Below are 19839 nucleotides of genomic sequence, written 5' to 3' on the forward strand. Positions count from 1 at the left end.
AATCAATTAGTATTTGAATGTTCTATTCTAAATCCTACTTCAGTAATTCCCTCTAGATTTTCTACTCCATCAACTTTACCGTTTTCTCTCATTGCTTGCTGAATTTTAACCGTATATTCTCCTACTTCATTAAATACAAATGGTTTTTCATAACCTTTATACCAAAGTTTATTTTCTTTAACATCGGTAAATCCTTTTCCTAAAAAAGTGCCATCTGGAGCAGTCATATCATACTCTAGAGTATCTTTTTGAACCTTACCGTTTGGGTAGTTCATTTCAACAATAAGAAATAAATTACTGTACTTATAACTATTGTTGTTTCTTAAATTAAGAAATAAATTATAAGTATTGGTTGAATCTGGAGGTGTTACATTAAACGAAACTAATGAGTCTTTATTCCATTGGTTAGGTACAGTTTGGTACTCATCAAAAACAAGGTTAGAATCGCATGAGTAACAAAGGATACTCATTATAAGTGCAATACAACTATTTTTTAGCATTATTTCGAGACTTGTTATTTCGTTTTTGTTTCCCTCTATTATTTCTACGTTTCTTTTTGCGTTTTGGACTATCAAAGCGTGTTAAACTATCTTGACCAACAACGTTTTCAAAAGCAACTTTAGTATCTTCAAGTAGTTCAACCGCATATTCTTCAAGGCTTGCAACCTTTTGCTTTTTCTTATTTTTTTCTATGATTTCATTAGCTTGGTCAGTAGTGAGCTTATGCCAATTCATCCATTCGCCTTCATAGGCATACCACATATGACCTTTAAAAATATCAGTTTTTTGACAAACCGCTGTTCCTTTTTCTGTATGAAGTTTAATTTCAGTTTTAGGAAATTGTTTAAGCGCTTCTAGATAAGCGTCTAATTCATAGTTTAAGCAGCATTTTAACTTTCCGCATTGTCCTGCTAATTTTAATGGATTAAGCGACAACTGTTGGTAACGTGCTGCTGAAGTACTTACAGACCTAAAATCTGTCAACCAAGTTGAGCAGCATAATTCTCTACCACAAGAGCCAATACCACCAAGTCTTGCAGCTTCTTGACGAAAACCTACTTGCTTCATCTCAATACGTGTTCTAAACTCTTTAGCAAATACTTTTATAAGTTCTCTAAAGTCTACACGCTCTTCAGCAGTATAGTAAAACGTAGCTTTACTGGCATCTCCTTGATATTCAATATCAGAGATTTTCATTTTTAGCTTTAAGTCAATCGCAAACTGTCTTGCTTTAACTTTCATAGCTTCTTCTTTATCTCTTGCAGAAGACCAAACATCAATATCTTTTTGGTTGGCTTTGCGGTAAATTTTTAAGACTTCTTCTTCGTCATTAATGTCAACCTTTTTTCGCTTCATTTGAATTCTTACCAATTCTCCTGTAAGCGTTACCATACCTATATCATGTCCTGACTTAGCTTGAGTAGCAACTATGTCTCCAATACTTAATGTTAAGTTCTCAGTGTTTTTATAATATTGCTTTCTTCCATTTTTAAACCTAACCTCAACACCAATAAAAGGTTCTTCTCCATTAGGTAAAGACATATTCGCCAACCAATCAAAAACAGTTAGTTTATTGCAGCTATCTGTTCCGCATGTTCCATTATTCTTACATCCTTTTGGTTGACCATCTTTACCAGTTGAGCAACTGTTACAAGCCATATTTTTGATATATATATTGATTCTGAAAAACACGTTCTTCAGAAGGAAATTAAAAAATCGTTTAAGTTGTAAATATAAGATTATTATATCGACTTAAAAAGCACTATTTAACCGAGTTTTAATTAAACTCAATTTCATAGTTAAGTCTATTAGACAGTGACTTAAGTTGTTTTTTAGACCTAAAAATATTTGAAAACAGTGTTTGACTCCAGTTTATTTGTTTGGAAAACTCATTAAAACTTACTTCTCTCCAATTAAAGCCTTCTTTCCAAAACTTTTGAGGCGAAATGTAGCAAAATGTATAGTCAAACACAAAGCTAGATTGATTTTCAGAATTTAAACCCGTTAGTGTATTAGGTGCTAATAGAGTTATGTTATTTGTTTTACAAACCTCTTTTATGCTAGCTATTACCTCAGGATAGTCCTGAGTTAATGACGAAATGTCAAAATCATTATACTCTGTATTTCCTATTTTTTGAATAGGTCGTATTTGAAGAATATCAAAACTATTTGGATTAAAGTGATTGAAAAACTCTTTTAGCTCGTAAAAATTGTCTTTATTGAATGTATAATTAATTCGAACCTTAAAATTATATTTAGTTTTCAACTTAGCAAAAGCCTTAAATGCATTGTGAAACTTTTCATAGCTGGCTTTTTTCATAAAGCCTTCATAGGTTTCTTTAGTGACTCCATGCAATGAAATAGTAAACTCATTTAAGCCTGCTTTAACAAGTTCTTCAATCTTTTCTTCGGTCAATAAATTCGCATTTGTAGTTAACGAAATATAAGGTACATTATATTGTTTACCCAATGCTACAATTTTTGGTAAATCCTTAAAAAGTGTTGGTTCGGTTCCACAACCTATTTGAAGTTTTAAAGCTCTATTAAAAATTGTGTCTGCGACAAGCTTTAAGTCTTCTTCCTTAAATTGGCCTTTAAGAGTTTTTACATAGTCGGCATCTGTAAAATAGCACATTTTACAACGTAAATTACATGCCATTACAGGGTCTAAATTGACAGCCAAATAACGTTTGTTAAGCTTATGCAACAAATAGATCCAAAAAAATTTTATTCTATGATCTTCAATTTTTCTGTTAAGTTGTAAAAGCCTATACGTATTCATTTATACTTTTTTGCCTATAGTCTCAAAAATATTGCGCAAATCTTTTTTAAACGGTAAATGGTCTGCTCTTCCTTTTTTGAAAATATCATTGCTATTGCCTTGTCCTTTACGTAATGCTTTTTGTTCTTCATGTGGTAAACGGTTTATTTCCATACATGTTGTAGAGCAGCAGTTTTCCATTTTTTCTTTACAAGCATCACATTGAATAAATAGTAAATGACAAGCTTCATTAGCACAGTTAGTGTGCATATCAGCAGGTTCACCACACTGATGGCATTGCGCTATAACATCATCACTTATACGTTCTGAACGTCTTTGATCAAACACAAAATTTTTACCAATAAACTTATTTTCAAGCCCTTTTTCTTCAACTTGTCTTACATAATTTATAATACCGCCTTCTAACTGATAGACTTGCTTAAAGCCTTTATGTTTGTAATATGCACTAGCTTTTTCACATCTAATTCCACCAGTACAATACATCACTAGCTTTTTATCTTCCTTGTGCTCTCTTAAATCTTCTTCTATTAGGTCTAAAGATTCTCTAAAGGTATCCACATCTGGAGTAATGGCATTTTTAAAATGTCCTATTTCACTTTCGTAGTGGTTACGCATGTCTACCAAAACAGTATTAGGGTCTTCAATAAGCTCGTTAAACTTTTCAGCTTCAACATGAACTCCTTTATCAGTAACATCAAAAGTATTGTCGTTTAATCCATCAGCTACAATTTTGTCGCGCACTTTTACCTTCAGCTTTAAAAACGCATAATTATCGTGTTCAATTGCAATGTTTAAACGTACGTTTTCAAGAAAAGTTATGGTATCTAAATGCGTTTTAAAAGCATCAAAATTATCTGCAGGAACAGAAAGTTGTGCATTAATACCTTCGTGTGCAACATAAATTCTTCCCAAGACGTCAAGATCGTCCCAAGCTAAAAACATGTGATTTCTAAAAAGTTGAGTGTTGCCAATTTTGGCGTATTTGTAGAAAGAGATCGTTAAGCGTTCTTTTCCCGCTTTTTCAATAAGTTCTGCTCTTTCTTTAGCACTTAAGTTATTGTACAGTTGCATGCTATACTATTTTTTTAAGGTTAAAGATTAATTTTGGGCAAAGGTACTATTTTTTAAGGATTAGCCTTATTAAAATGCAAAAAGCACTTTATGGTTTTCATAAAGTGCTTTTAGTAGACTAACTCGTTATTAATATTTTTTCATTTAAAAATCCAAAATATAACACGAGTTAACCTCCATCGGCTTTACAGTTACTATTTATATGTATAGCAACTGAAACACCTAATGCATTGTTTACAATTGTTTTTTTAAAGAATTTCATAGCAAGATTTCCCTTAATTATTAAGTAGATGCAAAAAGTGTAAAAAGGTTGCGTCGTATGATTGAAAAAAATCAAAAGTTATCGTATTTTAGCATGATTAATTTAAGAAAAACACTGTGTAGATGAGTACTGAAAAAGACGCTAAATTAAAAGCACTTAAGCTTACTTTAGATAAACTAGATAAAGCCTATGGAAAAGGGACTGTAATGAAAATGAGTGACCAAGCGGTTGCGGATGTTGATTCTATCCCTTCTGGTTCATTAGGGCTTGACATTGCATTAGGAGTTGGTGGTTATCCAAGAGGTAGAATTATTGAAATTTATGGTCCGGAATCTTCTGGTAAAACAACCTTAACGTTACATGCTATTGCTGAAGCTCAAAAATCTGGAGGTATTGCTGCTTTTATTGATGCTGAGCATGCTTTTGATAGATTTTACGCTGAAAAATTAGGTGTTGACTTAGAAAATTTAATCATTTCTCAACCTGACAATGGTGAACAAGCACTTGAAATTGCCGACAACTTAGTGCGTTCTGGAGCTATTGATATTATAGTAATTGATTCTGTTGCGGCTCTTACACCAAAAAGTGAAATTGAAGGGGAAATGGGTGACTCTAAAATGGGACTACACGCACGATTAATGTCTCAAGCACTTAGAAAACTCACAGGCTCTATCAGTAAGACTAATTGTACAATGATTTTCATTAACCAATTACGTGAAAAAATTGGTGTTATGTTTGGAAACCCTGAAACTACAACTGGTGGTAACGCTTTAAAATTCTATGCCTCAGTTAGATTAGACATTAGACGCTCTACTCAAATTAAAGAATCTGACGGAAATGTTTCTGGTAATAAAACACGAGTTAAAGTGGTTAAAAATAAAGTAGCTCCACCGTTTAAAACTGCTGAATTTGATATTATGTATGGAGAAGGAGTTTCAAAAGTTGGTGAAATCTTGGATATAGCTGTTGAACATGAAATTATAAAGAAAAGCGGTTCGTGGTTTAGTTATGATGACACCAAGCTTGGTCAAGGTAGAGATGCTGTAAAAAACCTAATTAAAGACAATCCTGAACTTATGGATGAACTCGAAGAGAAAGTTAGGAATACCATAAAAGAAGCTAATTAAAACTTAAAAATCCCTTAAAACGGGATTTTTTTTATTTTTTAACGCAACCTTTTTACACTTTATGTATCTACCTTTTGAAAAAGGTATTACCCAAAACCAAATTTAACTATGAAAAAAATATTATTTCTATTTGTTTTTATCCTATCACTAACGTCATGTTCGCTAGAAGATGATGCTCCCTCATTTTACTATGAGATATTACCTATAGAGAGTGTGGATATGCCAGAAGAATTTGTATTAGGTGAAACTTACACAATATATGTGAGCTACTACAAACCATCAGGCTGTTATGTGTTTAATGACTTTTATTACGATAGTGAGTTAAACCAACGAACTATTGCTGTCATAAACACAGTATACCCAGAGCAAAACTGTACCCAATCAGCTACTTTAGAGGAAGTATCCTTTAACTTTATGGTAAACAGTAATGGTACTTATGTGTTTAGATTTTGGCAAGGTGAAGACGAAAATGGTAACGATTTGTACTACATAGTAGAAATTCCTGTTGTTGAGTAATTAATTTGGACTAACTAATACCTTTATAATGTGAGTTTAGAGCAACTCATAGAACATTGTAAAAAAAATGATACTAAAGCTCAAAGTCAATTATATAAGCTCTATTCGAGCAAACTATTTTCGCTTTGCCTTAAGTACTCAAGAAATTATGTAGAGGCAGAAGACAATCTGCAAGATGCTTTTGTGACTATTTTCAACAAAATATCACAATATAAAAGTAAAGGTTCTTTAGAAGGCTGGATGAAACGAATAACTATTAACACTGCGTTACAAAGGTATAGAAGTGTTGGTGTTTTTGATATTGTTAATGAAGAGCAAATTGAAGATGTTAGTGTAGAAATTGATGAAGACGCAGTAACTATTGACTTTTTACTAATCATTATTCAAGAGTTACCAGATCGTTATAGGTTAGTATTTAACCTTTATGCTCTAGACGGTTATTCGCATAAAGAAATAGCAGAGATGCTAAACATATCAACAGGAACCTCAAAATCTAATCTTGCCAGAGCAAGATTGATTTTAAAAGAAAAGATTGAACAATACAAGGCGAGCATAAACTCGCAAACATTATAATGAGTGAAAAAAAGAACATAGACAGACTTTTTCAGGAGAAGCTCAAAAACTTTGAAGCCACTCCTAATGATGCTGTATGGGAAAACATTCAGGCTAACTTAAATAATAAAAAACGTAAACGCAGAGTTATTCCTATTTGGTGGAAAGTTGCAGGTGTTGCAGCATTTTTAGTGCTGTTATTTACTGTAGGTAATAGTATCTTGTCAGATTCTAGCACTACAAACACACCTTCTGAAATTGTAGATACTGAAACTCCTAATGGAGCTTCAAACAACGAAGATTCTAACAAAGACAATAGTAATTTTGAAAACAACAGCACCTCAATAAGTAATACCTCTGAAGTTGCAAATGAAAACACCAGTACTTTTGAAGAAGATAAAAATAAAACATCAAAAGTTATAAGTGATAACTCATCAAATTCAACATCTAAAGTAGCAAGCTCCAACACTACCAAAGACATCAATTATAAAACTCAAGAAAATCAAAAGCATTTTTCTAAAAATCAAAACAACCCAACTACCAATCCAAATAAAGCAACTACAGTTGCCCAAAATGATACTAAATCATCAAATAGCAATCAAAAGCCTGAAAGCCATTTGAAAAACAAAGAAGACTTAGATAATCTTATAAAAGGAGCTAAAGATTCTGAAACTACTGTTGCTCAATCATCAACTAAGGACAATAATAGTGATACAGCAGAGGACAATGATCCTAAAACTAATGCTATAGATGAAGAAAACGAAAATACAGAAGACAAAACTATAGAAGACGCTATTGCTGAAGCTAATAATACAAATGAAGAAGAAAAAGAAGAATCGAAACTAAACAGGTGGAACATTTCTCCAAATGTGGCGCCTGTTTATTTCAATTCACTAGGTAAAGGTTCTGCTATTGACGAGCAGTTTGTGGACAACTCCAAAACTGGTGAAATCAGCATGAGTTATGGTATTAACGGTAGCTATGCGTTTAACGATAAACTAAAAGTAAGGGTTGGTGTAAATAAAGTAGATTTAGGTTATGGCACAAACAATGTTATTGCCTACCAAAACATTGACTCTATGAGTGCTAGGTTAAGCAATGTAAAACTTAACAATAGTGCCTCTAACAATACACTAATAAGCGCTCAAAGTTTAAACAATGTTCACTCACCAGAACTTATAAAAGCTCAAGCAAATAGTTCCATCGATCAGCAATTTGGGTTTATAGAAGTTCCTATTGAATTGGAGTACACATTGTTAAATAAAAAGGTAGGAATTAATGTTATTGGTGGTTTCAGTACGTTGTTTGTAAACAAAAATGAAATTTATGCTGTTAATGAAAATGGTAGAACTCTTATAGGTGAAGCTACTAATATAAAAGACATGAGTTATAGTGCCAATTTTGGATTAGGAATGAACTATAACTTATCAGAAAAAGTAAAAATAAATCTTGAACCTATGTTCAAGTACCAAATAAATACGTTCTCTAACAGTTCAGGCGATTTTCAACCTTACTTTATTGGCGTATATACAGGTTTAAGTTATAAGTTTTAGGTTTTTTTAGTTGGTTAGATTAGTTATTGCAAACTCGCAATGATGACTAAAAGCTGCTCTGTGCCAAGGGCAGCTTTTTAGGTTTTATGATACTTTGATAACTGATTTAAAATAATGCTATGCGCTTTAGAATTCAATGGTTTTGTTGCGTCAACTTTAAGTCCATTAGTGATTAAAAACTTATGTACTTTAACTCTCATTTTCCCTGGTCCTCCACTAAAAAAAGTATAAGAAAATCGTTTTTTATTATCAGCAAAAGTTAAAGGTACAATTGGTATTTGATGGTTAATAGCCATTCTAAAAGCGCCATCTTTAAATTCATCTAAAACAATACTTTCATCAGGAACACCACCTTCAGGAAAAATACAAATACTCATACCTTGTTTGAGTCTTCGTTGCGCTCTTAAAAAAACTGCTTTTCGGCTTTTTTCACTACTTCTGTCTACTAATATACTTGTACGTTTATAGAAAAATCCAAACAAAGGTATTTTAGCTAATTCAGCTTTTCCAACAAACACAAATGGATTTTTAACAGCCACTAGCATTAGCATAATGTCTGTCATAGAGGTATGGTTAGCAATAAACATATAGCTTTTTCCTTTTTCAGGTGTTTGCTCTCTTTCAATTTTGTAATTGAAACCCATCCCAATTAAAATAAACTTAGCCCAAATGCGTGCTAACTTGAAAAAAAATGGATACCAAGACTCTTTTAAGATAGAAATTAAAAGTACAGGAAAGAGCACAATTATAGGTAGTGCTACTAAAATGTAGAACCAAATCCTGTATAAAACCCAAAAAATGTACTTAAAAATTTTCATAAGCCTCAAAACTACTCAAATTAATTCAACAATTCTACTAAAAAAATTACCTTTGCTGACGATATAATCAAGTTTAATTTAATGAGATTCTCCCTTAAGCGGGAAGTTGATATGGCAAGAATTTTAACAGGAATACAAAGTACAGGAACTCCACATTTAGGTAATATTTTAGGTGCAATTATACCAGCAATAGAAATGGCAAACGATCAAAAAAACGAATCGTTTTTATTTATTGCTAATATGCACACACTTACACAAATAAAAAATGCTGAAGAATTACGACACAATACCTACTCTGTTGCAGCAACCTGGTTAGCCTTTGGGTTAGATGTTGAAAAAACTGTGTTTTACAGACAAAGCGATGTACCGCAAGTAACCGAACTAGCTTGGTATTTAGATTGCTTTTTTCCTTATCAACGTTTAAAATTAGCGCATGGTTTTAAAGACAAAGCTGATAGGTTAGACGATGTAAATGCTGGTTTGTTTATGTACCCAATGCTTATGGCTGCTGATATTTTATTATACGATGCCAATATTGTTCCTGTTGGAAAAGACCAACTACAACACCTTGAAATGACACGTGATGTAGCGACTCGTTTTCATACTAAAATGGGTGAAACTTTTATTTTACCAGAGGCTAAAGTTCAAGAAAGTACCAAACTCATTCCTGGAACCGATGGTGAAAAAATGAGTAAGAGTAGAGGTAATTTTATCAATATTTTTTTAGCTGATAAAAAGTTGCGTAAACAAATTATGTCTATTGAAACGGATAGCACACCTCTTGAAGAGCCAAAAGACTGGAAAACTTGTAATTGTTTTGCGATTTATAGTTTACTAGCTACTGAAAGTCAAATAGAAACCATGAAAGCCAATTATGAAAAAGGTGGTTATGGTTATGGACATGCTAAACAGGCTTTGTTTGAATTAATTATTGAAAAATTTGCGAAACAACGTGAGCAATACAACTACTATATGAATAACCTTAGCGAAATTGATAAAGCACTTGCTTTAGGTGCTGAGAAAGCCAAAGTAGTTGCTGACGATGTTTTAAAAAGAGTTAGAGAAAAAGCTGGTTATTAAATAACCTCAAACAGCTTTCCTGGTAAAGGTCTTATCACGCCTTTTAGCTCCATATTTAGCAACGTACTGCTTACTTTAAAAATAGGCAAATTACAGTTAATGGCTATGACATCTAGTTGTTGCTTTTCGTTTTCTTTTAGGTAATTATATATTGCTTTTTCTGTAGTATCAAGTTCAACAAACAATTGCTTTTGTACTGCTGGCTTTTTTTCGCCTTCTAACTGCCAATTTAATATATATGGAATATCTAATGGTGTAGTTAATGTGTGTGCTTTTTGATATTTAATCAAATTATTGCAACCTACACTTTGCAAATCGGTAGTTCTTCCAGGAACAGCAAATACATCTCTGTTATATGAACTTGCAATATCAGCAGTAACCAAGCTACCTCCTTTTTCTGCAGATTCAATAACTATAGTAGCTTCACTAAGTCCTGCTATAATCCTGTTGCGTTTTAAAAAATTGGTTCTGTCAAAAACGTCAGTACTCCAAAAATCGGTAAAAAACCCACCATGCTTCTCAACATCAACCATATATTTTTTATGGGTTTTAGGATAAATTTGATTTAAACCATGAGCTAAGCAGCCTATGGTTTGCAAATTATGTTGTAATGCTGCTTTTTGGGCAGTAATATCTGTTCCATAAGCAAACCCTGAAACGATTACAGGATTAAAAACTGCTAATTCTTCAACTAGCTTTTCGCAAAACGCTATACCATATGTAGTAATTTTTCTTGCTCCAACAATGCTAATAATGCGTTTTTCTTTAAGGTTGATATTTCCAGACTGAAACAACACAATTGGTCCATCAATACAATGTTTTAAACGTTCTGGATAATAGTTATCCATAAAATATAAGCAAGCAATATTGTTGTCTTCAATAAATTTAATTTCATTTTCAGCAGCTACAATATGCGATGAATTAAACAAATCACTAATTGTAGCACTACCAATACCATCTATTTTTAAAAGGTTTTGCTTCTTTTCTTTTAAAACAGCTTCAGCAGAACCACAACTTTTTATAAGCTTCTTAGCGGTAATATCACCAATATTTGGTACGTGTTGTAACGCCAATGTATAAATTAATTGTTCGGTATTCATAACTATCACGCTGGTTTTGAACCTACAATAAACTAAATTTTAAAGTGTTAATAAATAGTTAAGCCGAATTTTTATTCGCATACAAAAATTTTTAACTTTGTTTTTATGCAATTGGAAACCTACATAAGTGATTTGTTATACAGATATGATTGTGTAACTATACCAGAGTTTGGAGCGTTTTTAACCAAAAGCGTTTCTGCAAAAGTACATGAGTCTACTAACTCGTTTTACCCTCCAAAAAAAGTATTATCTTTTAACGAACAACTACAACATAATGATGGTTTATTATCATCTTATATTGCTGAGGTAGAAAAAATCCCTTATGAGGTTGCTTCTCAAAAACTAAACAAGCACGTTAAATCTATTAAATCGTATTTGGTTCAAGGTGAAACTTTAACCTTTGATAATATTGGTGAATTGGTTTTAAATGCTGAAGGAAAAATTGTTTTTGACCCTTCTTATCACATTAATTACTTAACTGATGCTTTTGGTTTATCTCAATTTGTATCAAATCAAGTTACTAGAGAAGTATACAAAGAAGAAATTGAAACTATTGAGAACGTCATTCCAATTACCGTAACTCCTGAAAAACGCAAATCTAGACCATATTTAAAATATGCTGCCATTGCTGTTCTATTTTTAGGTCTTGGTGGTTTTGTAGCTTCTAACTACTACATTAATGAAATAGAATCTCAAAATCAATTAGCACAAGAAGAAGCTAACACCCAACTAGACAACAAAGTACAAGAGGCTACGTTTGTAATTGAAAACCCATTACCTGCTGCAACACTAACTGTTGAAAAACAACAAGGCAACTACCACATTATTGCTGGTGCTTTTAGAGTTGAAGAAAACTCTGATAAGAAAGTAGCGCAATTAAAAGCACTTGGTTATAAAGCTAGAAAAATTGGTGTTAACAAATATGGTTTACACGAGGTAGTATATTCTAGTCATGTTGATAGGCTTGAAGCTCTTAAAACCTTGCGTGACATAAAAAGAACTCACAATCCTGACGCTTGGTTATTAGTAAAAACATTAAACTAATATTTTCTTTCTTTAGTTTTTAAAAGCACCTTACCTTTGCATTCAAATTCATAGACATGAAAGCAAAGACACCCAATGCATCTAAAACTGTAATGACCGACTTGGTACTTCCAAGTGAAACCAATCCATTAAACAACCTTTTTGGAGGAGAACTTTTAGCTCGTATGGATCGTGCTGCTAGTATTGCTGCAAGACGCCACAGCAGACGTATTGTAGTTACTGCTTCGGTTAACCATGTGGCTTTTAATAGGTCAGTACCATTAGGGAGTGTTGTGACTGTTGAGGCTAAGGTATCAAGAGCTTTTAAAACATCTATGGAAGTTTATATTGACGTTTGGATTGATGATAGGGAGTCTGGAATTAAAACCAAAGCTAACGAAGCTATATACACTTTTGTAGCTGTAGATGAAACTGGAAGACCTGTATCTGTTCCTGAAATTGTTCCTGAAACCGATTTAGAAAAAGAACGCTTTGATGCTGCTTTAAGACGTAAACAGTTAAGTTTAGTACTTGCAGGAAAGCTAAAACCAAACGACGCAACTGAACTTAAAGCATTGTTTGAGTAATTAGTTTTTTGGGTTCCCTATCAAGTACAGAATGATAGAGTTTACAAAATGCTATCACATTTGTAAATCCTAAAATAGTTTTCAAAATGCTATCACATTTTGTAAATCCAGCTTGCAGGATTTTGAGTTTGGGAATCTTTGTAAACTCCAAAACCTAGCATAGTTTCACCTGTATTTTTATTGGTAAACACCTCTCCTATTTCTTGTTTGGTAGTAATTTTATCGCCTTTTTTGACGTAAATTTTTGATAGGTTTTTATAAACTGTAATGTAGTTACCATGCCTTATCATAATTACAGGGTTAGCATTTGGTATGACTAAAATTTCAGAAACTTCACCATCAAAAACTGCTCGCACTTTTGCACCTTGTTCGGTTGCAATTCTAACTCCAGGACTATTAAACGTTACAGTTCTGTCAATTGGTGATGGTTGATTACCATAACGTACTTTAACAACTCCTTTTTCAACAGGCCAAGGTAATTGTCCTTTGTTAGATTGAAAGTTAGCAGCCAACTGTTTAGCTTCAGCAGTTAATGCAAACCCTTTAGATGTGGTAGATTTTCCTGCTTTTTTATTAGACGCAGCAATAGCTTCTTTAATTAACCTGTCAATCTCTTTGTCTATTTTATCTATTTCCTGCTGCTTTACTTTTATTTGAGACGCATATTTACTCATGTTTTGGCGTATAGAAGCCATAAGTGTTTCGTGCTCTTTGAGTTCTCCTTCCAACTGCTTTTTGGCAATTCGGTTTTCTTCAATAAGCCTTTGCTTGTCTTCTCTTTGTTGTATTAAAGACGTATTTAATTCTTGTAAACGTGCAGTTTTTGATTTAATCGCTTCGCCTTGTTCTTCTTGGTAATTTCTATATTGCTTTAAGTATTGTAAACGCTTATAAGCTTGCTGAAAATTATCTGCCGATAACAGAAACATGATTTTACTTTGCTCTGACTTGCTTTTATAAGACTTTACAATCATTGCAGCATAATCTGCTTTAAGCTGTTTTAATTGCTCTCTAAGGCTGGAAATTTCATTTTGGTTATCGTTGATTTCCCTAGTTAATAAATTGGCTTGGTCATTAGTAATTTTAATCAGGTTTTTTCTAACATTTACCTTGTAGTTAAGGTCCTCTACCAATGAAATTACTGACTTTTCCTTTTTCTTATCAGAAAACAGCAACGCATTTAATTGCTTTAATTCATTTTGATATTTCTTACGTTGCGCTTCGAGTTCCTTTTGCTTATCACTTTGCGCAAAACCGAAACCAATGTTCATAAAGAAACATATCATTACTATTAAGGTTGGCTTACTATACATGTTATAATATTATTTCTTTAAACCCTGAAGGTATTTTAAATGGAAAACGTACTTCTTCATTAAGCGACACTGATTTGTACTCCAAATCAATAGTGACTTCACTGGTTGCTTCAACTGCAGAAATGTGTATATTTTCTGGAACAATTTGACGTTGTACTTCCTGATAGGATTTATAATCTACTTGCAACATACGTTGCTGTAATGGTTGATACAGTTGTTGAGAATCCATTTTAAAATGTCCTGGATTAATTAAGTAAAACAGCTCTAATACTGCTTTTTGATTTTTAGGCTCAAGCACATAAGATTCTTGATGAGTTGATGCTTTGTAGGTGTCATCTTTTAGATTATAAATAGCTTCTCCCACAAGTAGGTTTTGAACCTTTTTAAAATCTAATTCTACTCCTAAAATATTACTTAGCAAGGTGTAGTCACCATCAAAATACTGATTGTTTATTTTGTCGTAAAACTGAACTCTATCTGGTGTTATCATGGCTCTAGCTAAACCCAAAGTAGCACTCAACCAGATGGTTTCATCTTTTTTTATTCTAAGGTTTACTGTATAGCCTTGAGAGTCGTCACCTTGAGTATAGTCTATTTTTACTTTGGCTTGCAAGGTTTTAAATCGGATTTCCTGTTTAGAATTTTCTCTAATAAGTTGTTTTGCAGTAATGCTTGTATTAAGCGTTCCAGTTTCAGTAACGCTTTTGGTTGATTTACATCCATAAACAGCACATACCACAACTGTAACAACTAATATTTTAATTTGCTTCATCATAGATTTTCAGGAACATTATTGTTGACCACCAGCAATAGCTTGGGCTTTTTTAGCAAACGTTTCAGATTTTGATATATTATTATTCAATTTATATGCAGTGCTTAACTGCGTGTAAAAATCGGCTTCCATTTTAGGATCATCAATAATATAATCTAATCCTGTTTCTAAACTTTCAATTGCTTGCTTTGGTTGCTTTAACTTATTGTTTGCAACACCATTTATAAGGTAGAATATGGGTTGTGCAGGATAAAGTTCTAACGCTTGGTTACTCTTAACAACTACTTTATCATTCTGATTAAGTTCTAACTGAAGTAACAATACATCTTTAATAATGTTGTAGTTGCTAGGTTCTTGCTTTAAAGCTTCCTCATAGTAGCTTAGTGCTTTGGTTTTATCTCCAGATTTTAAGTAGTACTGACCTAATTCTAATAGTGTTTTTTTGCTTTTATCATTGTCCACCAAAGCTGTAACATCTACTAATTGCGATTCGTACTCAGGATGTTTAGACACAAACTCTACAAAATCGTTAAACACTTTAGTTTTTGCCTCAGGATTAATCGATGCACTTGTAAGTACAATTTTCATAGAGTTAATGGCATTTTGAGTGTCATTATCATTTAAATAAAACTTATATAATGCAAGATGAACCAATTGCGATTCTGGATTGATTTCTAAAAGGCGTTGCGCTGTATCAAACGCTTTTTGTGTGTCTCCTATTTCGCTATATCTGTACACGAGTTTTAAATAATTGTCTTCGTTTTGAGGATTATTTTTAACTCGGTCTTCAAGATTTTCAATGCGATCGTCATCATTCCCTGTTATGTTATAGATTTGATTTCGCATATAATCTCTATTCTGACTAATCCCAAATTCTTCATCTAACTCATCAAGAAGTTTTATAGCGTCTTTATACTTTTCGGCTTTTATGTATAATCCTGCTAGGTCTTCTTTGTAGTCTGGATGGTATTTAACAAGCTGCTTAACGGTTTTTACCGCTTTGTCAACATCATTCTGCTGAATGTAAACATCATAAAGCTCGTCCATGTACCACTCGTTTTCTGGTGACTTTGAAATGGCTTTTCTTAGAGCATCTTCAGCAGCTCCAAAGTTTTTAAGCTTATTATAGTTTTTACCTAACTCGAAATACAAAGCAGCATCAGAATCGTCAATTTTTATGCATTTTAAAAGAGCATCTACTGCACGTTGGTAGTTTTCAATACCTTTTTGCTTTAGGGCTTCAAAAAATAATTCTTGATATGCATCTTCGACATTACCTAAATCATCGTCTGGTCGTTTGTTAAAATCGACTTGAGCAATACTAGTTTGTGGAATAAAAAATAGTCCAAATAGTATGGCAACGATGTAGGTATTGTATTTCATTATTAGTGTTTCTTTGCTTTGTCTTGAATGCTATTGCAATTGTTATTCCAAACTTAGGTTTAAAAGATTCCTGTTTTCACTGGAATTTATTCCAAAACCGAATAATCTCCAATACTAATGGTTTTAAAGTTTCCGTCATAGGAAACATGATTACCAATCATAGCATCCTCTAAATTAGCATTTTTAACGGTTGTATGCGTTTGAATTAAGCTATTTTTAACGGTTGAATTTTCAATAACGCAATTATTGCCAATAGAAACGTTTGGACCTACTGTTGTATTGTTTAACACCACGTTTTCTCCTATAAAACAAGGCTCTATGATTTTTGAATTGTGAAGTGTCACAGAATCGCTAATTAGGTGCTCACCATCATTTTTAAGAAAATTGAGCATTTTACTATTGGTTTGAACCGTTACAGGTTTGTTACCACAGTCCATCCATTCATCAACGGTTCCTGTTTTAAAGACTTTTCCTTCTGCCATCATGCGTTTTATACCATCATTTATTTGGTACTCGCCACCATTCATAATATTTTCATCAAGAACTTCTTGTAGTTTGCTTTTTAAAACACCTACATCTTTAAAATAGTAAATACCAATAACCGCTTGGTCACTAACAAATTCTTGAGGTTTTTCAACTAGTTCAATAATTTCGTTGTTAGTGTTAAGTTTTACAACTCCAAACGCTTGAGGGTTTTCAACCTGTTTTGTCCAGATTACAGCATCAGCTTCAGGATCTAAATTAAAATCGGCTCTTATTAATGTATCAGCATAGGCAATAACTGCAGGTCCTGAAAGTGATGCTTTAGCGCTCATTATCGCATGTCCTGTCCCTAAAGGTTGATCTTGCCTATAAATTGACGCTTTAGCACCTAAATCGGTCGCTAATGCAGTTAAACTATCTACAACATCGTCGCCAAAAAAAGCAGGATCCCCTAAAACAAAAGCGACTTCTTCAATTGGTTGTTTTAAAATTTTAGCAATATCTTTTACTAATCGATGTACTATTGGTTGTCCAGCAACAGGAATTAATGGTTTTGGAACTGTTAATGTGTGCGGACGAAGTCGAGAGCCTCGACCAGCCATTGGTACTATTATTTTCATATTACTGCCTGCGAAAGCAGGTATCTTTTTTGTGTTAAACTTAATTCCTATAAAAGTAGGAGTCTCTTTATTCTCTTAGTTTGTTAAAATTTAGATTCCAATTGGCACTAATATCTATCCAATTAGGATTCATTTCTTCTATCAATTCAATTTTCCAATTTCTTTTCCATTTTTTGAATTGTCTTTCTCTCTTTTCAGCATCTTTTCCATTTTCAAACTCTTCAAAATAGACAAGCATAGTACAATTATACTTGGCTGTGAAAGATTTTGGGTAAACTTTTAGTTTATGTTCTTTTACCCTTTCTTCAATATTATCAGTAACACCAATATACAAAACTCCATTAGCTCTATTGCTCATTATATACACATACCACAGTTTCATACAATTGCTAAAAGAGATTCCTGCGTTCGCAGGAATTTATTTCGTCCCTGTACTTCCAAAACCACCTTCACCTCTTGAGGTTTCAGAAAGTTCTTGAACTTCTTCCCATTCTGCACGTTCGTGTTTTGCAATAACCAATTGTGCAATACGCTCACCATTTTGGATAGTAAAATCTTCATTAGATAAGTTTACCAAAATAACTCCTATCTCTCCTCTATAATCAGCATCAATAGTTCCAGGAGCATTGAGTACTGTAATTCCTTTTTTGGCTGCTAAACCACTACGTGGTCTTACTTGAGCTTCATAACCAATAGGAAGTTCCATAAATAACCCTGTACCTACAATACTTCTCTCTAATGGCTTTAAGGTTCTAGATTCAGATAAATTAGCACGTAAATCCATTCCAGCTGATGCAATGGTTTCGTAGTTAGGTAAAGCGTGGTTGGATTTGTTAATTATTTTTATGGTCATTGTTTTCTTTTTAAGAGTTGTTTGATTTGTTCTTTTTCAGAAACAAATACTATCGCCAAAAATAATAAAACTAAGCCTGTATTTAGGTAATAGTTGCTATTGGTTTTTAATACTATTATTGACATTACTACTGCTAGAATTAAGTATAGAGCTATCTTTTTTAAATCATACGGAACTGGGTAATGCTTTTGTCCTAAAATATATGACAATAACATCATAACAGCATAAGCTGCTAGAGTTGCCCAAGCGGAAGCCATAAACCCAATTTTAGGAATCATTATATAATTGAACCCAATTGTGATTATAGCTCCTACGATTGATAAATACATTCCGTAGCGCGTTTTATCAGTTAACTTATACCAAATAGCAAGGTTGAAATAAATACCTAAGCACAGGTTTGCTAAAAGCACTATAGGAACAATATCTATTGCTATCCAGTAACTTTCATCTCTAACAATAAGTTCTTTGAATATATTGAGATAAGCTACTATAAAGACCAACATGAAACTTCCAAAAATCACAAAGTATTTCATTATAGTCGCATAAGTTTCTTTTGCATTGTGTTCTTTAGCATGATTAAAAAAGAACGGTTCTGCTCCTAACCTAAATCCTTGAATAAAAATGGTCATAAAAACTGCAATTTTATAGCAACCACTATATGCTCCATTAATATCTTTTCCTAACAATTCTGGTAAAAGCCATTTATCAAAATTCTCATTAATTACATAGGCTAGTCCAGCAACCATTATTGGCCAACCATAATTGAGAAGTTGTTTAAAAACTGTCGTGCTAAATTGAAGCTTTGTCTTAAAAAAGTAAGGTGACAGTAACAATAGCGTTACTATGCTCGCTACAAGGTTAGCAATGAATATGTACTTTACTAAGTTGCTACTGTCATAACTAGAAAACTCTATTCCAAACTCTGGTATTGCCCAAAGAAAAAAGAAGTTTAGCGCAACATATATGAGTATATTAGAAAGTTTTATTGAAGCAAACCTTATTGGTCTTCCTGTTGCTCTTAAATACGCAAAAGGCACTACAACAAGTGTATCTAAAACCAATACACCCAATAACAAATTAAAGTAGGTTTGGTCTAAATTTACTAGCTCTGAAAGTTGTTGATTAAAACTAAAGACAATTGCAAAGAACAAGACAGTAGAAACTACTAAACTTATTAATGCTGTAGAAAAGACCTTGTGCTTTTCTTCACTTTTACTAAAAAACCTGAAGAAAGCAGTTTCCATACCATAAGTTAGCAATACATTAAAAAAAGCAGCATACACATAAAACGTTGTGTTGTCAGAATAACTTGTGGTTTCTAAAGTATCGGTATGTAGTGGCACTAAAACAAAGTTCATTAATCTAGGTAAAACTGTTGCTAAACCATAGATAATAGTGTCTTTAAAAAACTTTTTTAATGCGCCCAAGAGTGATTTTTTACTCTGCTAAAGATACTGTTTTAAAAAAGGAAATGCAATGTCAATCTGATTGGGAATTTGGAGGTCCGTTTTCATAATAAATACCTTCGTTTTCTACAAGGTTACTTATTTTAAAATATTTTTTTTCTCCATTTTCTCTATAGCTTACCACACATTCTCTATTAGAAATTTTGAATGGAAATTCCTTAATTAATGCTAGTTGATGACCTTCGGAAATTGGGTTGCGTTTAATTAATCTTGAAACGTATTTTCCTTTAACAGGTGTTAATGCTCCTTTTAAGTTTCTAAAATAAATACTATCAATAACTACATTATTGTTAGGCGTTAAGTTGGCAATATGAAAATCGATACCTTCACTTCCTATTTTAATATTGGATATCCATACCTGATAATAGGCTCTGGTATACTGAAAAGGTGCTTGCTTTTGTAACTTATAAGCATTTGAGCATCCCATTAAGGTAATAATGAGAAACAGAAGGATTGGTTTAAGAGGTCTCATAGGTTA

21 protein-coding genes are annotated in these 19839 nt (G+C 32.7%); 7 read left to right on the top strand and 14 right to left on the bottom strand.

All coding sequences use genetic code 11. The features are described 5' to 3' along the window. Positions 1 to 2: 2 nt before the first annotated feature. The 4 genes from DMZ43_RS04055 to DMZ43_RS04070 all read right to left on the bottom strand — a co-directional run bounded on the left by DMZ43_RS04055 (position 3) and on the right by DMZ43_RS04070 (position 3853). Positions 3 to 500: a gliding motility lipoprotein GldH gene (locus DMZ43_RS04055; protein WP_131506327.1), complete on the bottom strand. Its 498-nt coding sequence runs from the start codon at positions 498 to 500 to the stop codon at positions 3 to 5. Then, entirely contained in the window at positions 487 to 1659 is a 1173-nt protein-coding gene (locus tag DMZ43_RS04060) for a regulatory iron-sulfur-containing complex subunit RicT (protein WP_129759716.1), read from the bottom strand. Before DMZ43_RS04060 ends, DMZ43_RS04055 begins: the two co-directional genes overlap by 14 nt. 118 nt (positions 1660 to 1777) lie before the next feature. Then, entirely contained in the window at positions 1778 to 2782 is a 1005-nt protein-coding gene (locus DMZ43_RS04065) for a radical SAM protein (protein ID WP_131506328.1), read from the bottom strand. Next, positions 2783 to 3853, bottom strand: a complete 1071-nt coding sequence (locus DMZ43_RS04070; protein ID WP_131506329.1) for a rhodanese-related sulfurtransferase — start codon at positions 3851 to 3853, stop codon at positions 2783 to 2785. It lies immediately after the preceding gene. 384 nt (positions 3854 to 4237) lie between these two features. On the opposite strand from DMZ43_RS04070, the gene recA reads away from it, so the two are divergent. The 4 genes from recA to DMZ43_RS04090 all read left to right on the top strand — a co-directional run bounded on the left by recA (position 4238) and on the right by DMZ43_RS04090 (position 7863). Continuing rightward, a complete protein-coding gene (gene recA / locus DMZ43_RS04075) occupies positions 4238 to 5242 on the top strand; it encodes a recombinase RecA (protein WP_131506330.1) in 1005 nt (334 codons plus the stop codon). A gap of 108 nt (positions 5243 to 5350) precedes the next feature. Then, complete coding sequence (locus tag DMZ43_RS04080) at positions 5351 to 5758, top strand: membrane lipoprotein lipid attachment site-containing protein (RefSeq protein WP_131506331.1); 408 nt, start codon at positions 5351 to 5353, stop codon at positions 5756 to 5758. 30 nt (positions 5759 to 5788) lie between these two features. Then, positions 5789 to 6331 (top strand): RNA polymerase sigma factor, encoded by a 543-nt coding sequence (locus DMZ43_RS04085; protein ID WP_131506332.1) that lies wholly within the window; start codon positions 5789 to 5791, stop codon positions 6329 to 6331. After that, a complete protein-coding gene (locus tag DMZ43_RS04090; RefSeq protein WP_131506333.1) occupies positions 6331 to 7863 on the top strand; it encodes a hypothetical protein in 1533 nt (510 codons plus the stop codon). The genes DMZ43_RS04085 and DMZ43_RS04090 overlap by 1 nt, the downstream gene beginning before the upstream one ends. A gap of 77 nt (positions 7864 to 7940) precedes the next feature. On the opposite strand, the gene DMZ43_RS04095 is transcribed toward DMZ43_RS04090, so the two are convergent. After that, positions 7941 to 8681, bottom strand: a complete 741-nt coding sequence (locus tag DMZ43_RS04095; RefSeq protein ID WP_131506334.1) for a 1-acyl-sn-glycerol-3-phosphate acyltransferase — start codon at positions 8679 to 8681, stop codon at positions 7941 to 7943. Positions 8682 to 8792: 111 nt separating this feature from the next. Here DMZ43_RS04095 and trpS point away from each other — a divergent pair, with 111 nt between their 5' ends. Continuing rightward, the gene (gene trpS, locus DMZ43_RS04100; RefSeq protein WP_131506335.1) at positions 8793 to 9761 is read left to right on the top strand and encodes a tryptophan--tRNA ligase; all 969 of its coding nucleotides are present in this window, start codon (positions 8793 to 8795) and stop codon (positions 9759 to 9761) included. Here the strand turns inward: trpS and dprA are convergent. Further along, the gene (gene dprA / locus DMZ43_RS04105) at positions 9758 to 10861 is read right to left on the bottom strand and encodes a DNA-processing protein DprA (protein ID WP_131506336.1); all 1104 of its coding nucleotides are present in this window, start codon (positions 10859 to 10861) and stop codon (positions 9758 to 9760) included. The genes trpS and dprA overlap by 4 nt on opposite strands. Before the next feature lie 105 nt (positions 10862 to 10966). Here dprA and DMZ43_RS04110 point away from each other — a divergent pair, with 105 nt between their 5' ends. Next, the gene (locus DMZ43_RS04110; protein ID WP_131506337.1) at positions 10967 to 11905 is read left to right on the top strand and encodes an SPOR domain-containing protein; all 939 of its coding nucleotides are present in this window, start codon (positions 10967 to 10969) and stop codon (positions 11903 to 11905) included. Positions 11906 to 11961: 56 nt separating this feature from the next. After that, positions 11962 to 12471, top strand: a complete 510-nt coding sequence (locus DMZ43_RS04115) for an acyl-CoA thioesterase (protein ID WP_129759727.1) — start codon at positions 11962 to 11964, stop codon at positions 12469 to 12471. Positions 12472 to 12563: 92 nt separating this feature from the next. On the opposite strand, the gene DMZ43_RS04120 is transcribed toward DMZ43_RS04115, so the two are convergent. The 8 genes from DMZ43_RS04120 to DMZ43_RS04155 all read right to left on the bottom strand — a co-directional run bounded on the left by DMZ43_RS04120 (position 12564) and on the right by DMZ43_RS04155 (position 19833). After that, positions 12564 to 13757: a murein hydrolase activator EnvC gene (locus tag DMZ43_RS04120; protein WP_238155766.1), complete on the bottom strand. Its 1194-nt coding sequence runs from the start codon at positions 13755 to 13757 to the stop codon at positions 12564 to 12566. Between the two features lie 28 nt (positions 13758 to 13785). Then, positions 13786 to 14559, bottom strand: coding sequence for a DUF4292 domain-containing protein (locus tag DMZ43_RS04125; protein WP_238155767.1), 774 nt, complete (start codon positions 14557 to 14559; stop codon positions 13786 to 13788). 15 nt (positions 14560 to 14574) lie between these two features. Next, positions 14575 to 15939, bottom strand: a complete 1365-nt coding sequence (locus DMZ43_RS04130) for a lipopolysaccharide assembly protein LapB (protein ID WP_131506340.1) — start codon at positions 15937 to 15939, stop codon at positions 14575 to 14577. Positions 15940 to 16025: 86 nt separating this feature from the next. After that, the gene (locus DMZ43_RS04135) at positions 16026 to 17042 is read right to left on the bottom strand and encodes a sugar phosphate nucleotidyltransferase (protein ID WP_131506341.1); all 1017 of its coding nucleotides are present in this window, start codon (positions 17040 to 17042) and stop codon (positions 16026 to 16028) included. Positions 17043 to 17109: 67 nt separating this feature from the next. Further along, positions 17110 to 17424: a GIY-YIG nuclease family protein gene (locus DMZ43_RS04140; RefSeq protein ID WP_238155768.1), complete on the bottom strand. Its 315-nt coding sequence runs from the start codon at positions 17422 to 17424 to the stop codon at positions 17110 to 17112. Between the two features lie 36 nt (positions 17425 to 17460). After that, positions 17461 to 17895 (bottom strand): dUTP diphosphatase, encoded by a 435-nt coding sequence (gene dut, locus DMZ43_RS04145; protein WP_129759731.1) that lies wholly within the window; start codon positions 17893 to 17895, stop codon positions 17461 to 17463. Next, positions 17892 to 19322 (bottom strand): oligosaccharide flippase family protein, encoded by a 1431-nt coding sequence (locus DMZ43_RS04150; protein WP_131506342.1) that lies wholly within the window; start codon positions 19320 to 19322, stop codon positions 17892 to 17894. Before DMZ43_RS04150 ends, dut begins: the two co-directional genes overlap by 4 nt. 52 nt (positions 19323 to 19374) lie before the next feature. Beyond that, positions 19375 to 19833 (bottom strand): hypothetical protein, encoded by a 459-nt coding sequence (locus tag DMZ43_RS04155; protein WP_131506343.1) that lies wholly within the window; start codon positions 19831 to 19833, stop codon positions 19375 to 19377. Positions 19834 to 19839 lie beyond the last annotated feature (6 nt).

The organism is Meridianimaribacter sp. CL38 (genome assembly GCF_004328055.1).
GTDB classification, from domain to species: Bacteria; Bacteroidota; Bacteroidia; order Flavobacteriales; family Flavobacteriaceae; genus Gaetbulibacter_B; species Gaetbulibacter_B jejuensis.

Excerpts from the sequence above, each read along its gene's own strand:
- DMZ43_RS04120 (WP_238155766.1), bottom strand. The coding sequence starts at position 13,757 with ATGATATGTTTCTTTATGAACATTGGTTTCGGTTTTGCGCAAAGTGAT.
- DMZ43_RS04055 (WP_131506327.1), bottom strand. The coding sequence starts at position 500 with ATGCTAAAAAATAGTTGTATTGCACTTATAATGAGTATCCTTTGTTAC.
- DMZ43_RS04070 (WP_131506329.1), bottom strand. The coding sequence starts at position 3,853 with ATGCAACTGTACAATAACTTAAGTGCTAAAGAAAGAGCAGAACTTATT.
- DMZ43_RS04135 (WP_131506341.1), bottom strand. The coding sequence starts at position 17,042 with ATGAAAATAATAGTACCAATGGCTGGTCGAGGCTCTCGACTTCGTCCG.
- DMZ43_RS04115 (WP_129759727.1), top strand. The coding sequence starts at position 11,962 with ATGAAAGCAAAGACACCCAATGCATCTAAAACTGTAATGACCGACTTG.
- dprA (WP_131506336.1), bottom strand. The coding sequence starts at position 10,861 with ATGAATACCGAACAATTAATTTATACATTGGCGTTACAACACGTACCA.
- recA (WP_131506330.1), top strand. The coding sequence starts at position 4,238 with ATGAGTACTGAAAAAGACGCTAAATTAAAAGCACTTAAGCTTACTTTA.
- DMZ43_RS04155 (WP_131506343.1), bottom strand. The coding sequence starts at position 19,833 with ATGAGACCTCTTAAACCAATCCTTCTGTTTCTCATTATTACCTTAATG.
- trpS (WP_131506335.1), top strand. The coding sequence starts at position 8,793 with ATGGCAAGAATTTTAACAGGAATACAAAGTACAGGAACTCCACATTTA.
- DMZ43_RS04140 (WP_238155768.1), bottom strand. The coding sequence starts at position 17,424 with ATGAAACTGTGGTATGTGTATATAATGAGCAATAGAGCTAATGGAGTT.
- DMZ43_RS04110 (WP_131506337.1), top strand. The coding sequence starts at position 10,967 with ATGCAATTGGAAACCTACATAAGTGATTTGTTATACAGATATGATTGT.
- DMZ43_RS04095 (WP_131506334.1), bottom strand. The coding sequence starts at position 8,681 with ATGAAAATTTTTAAGTACATTTTTTGGGTTTTATACAGGATTTGGTTC.
- DMZ43_RS04060 (WP_129759716.1), bottom strand. The coding sequence starts at position 1,659 with ATGGCTTGTAACAGTTGCTCAACTGGTAAAGATGGTCAACCAAAAGGA.
- DMZ43_RS04125 (WP_238155767.1), bottom strand. The coding sequence starts at position 14,559 with ATGATGAAGCAAATTAAAATATTAGTTGTTACAGTTGTGGTATGTGCT.
- DMZ43_RS04080 (WP_131506331.1), top strand. The coding sequence starts at position 5,351 with ATGAAAAAAATATTATTTCTATTTGTTTTTATCCTATCACTAACGTCA.
- DMZ43_RS04130 (WP_131506340.1), bottom strand. The coding sequence starts at position 15,939 with ATGAAATACAATACCTACATCGTTGCCATACTATTTGGACTATTTTTT.
- dut (WP_129759731.1), bottom strand. The coding sequence starts at position 17,895 with ATGACCATAAAAATAATTAACAAATCCAACCACGCTTTACCTAACTAC.
- DMZ43_RS04090 (WP_131506333.1), top strand. The coding sequence starts at position 6,331 with ATGAGTGAAAAAAAGAACATAGACAGACTTTTTCAGGAGAAGCTCAAA.
- DMZ43_RS04065 (WP_131506328.1), bottom strand. The coding sequence starts at position 2,782 with ATGAATACGTATAGGCTTTTACAACTTAACAGAAAAATTGAAGATCAT.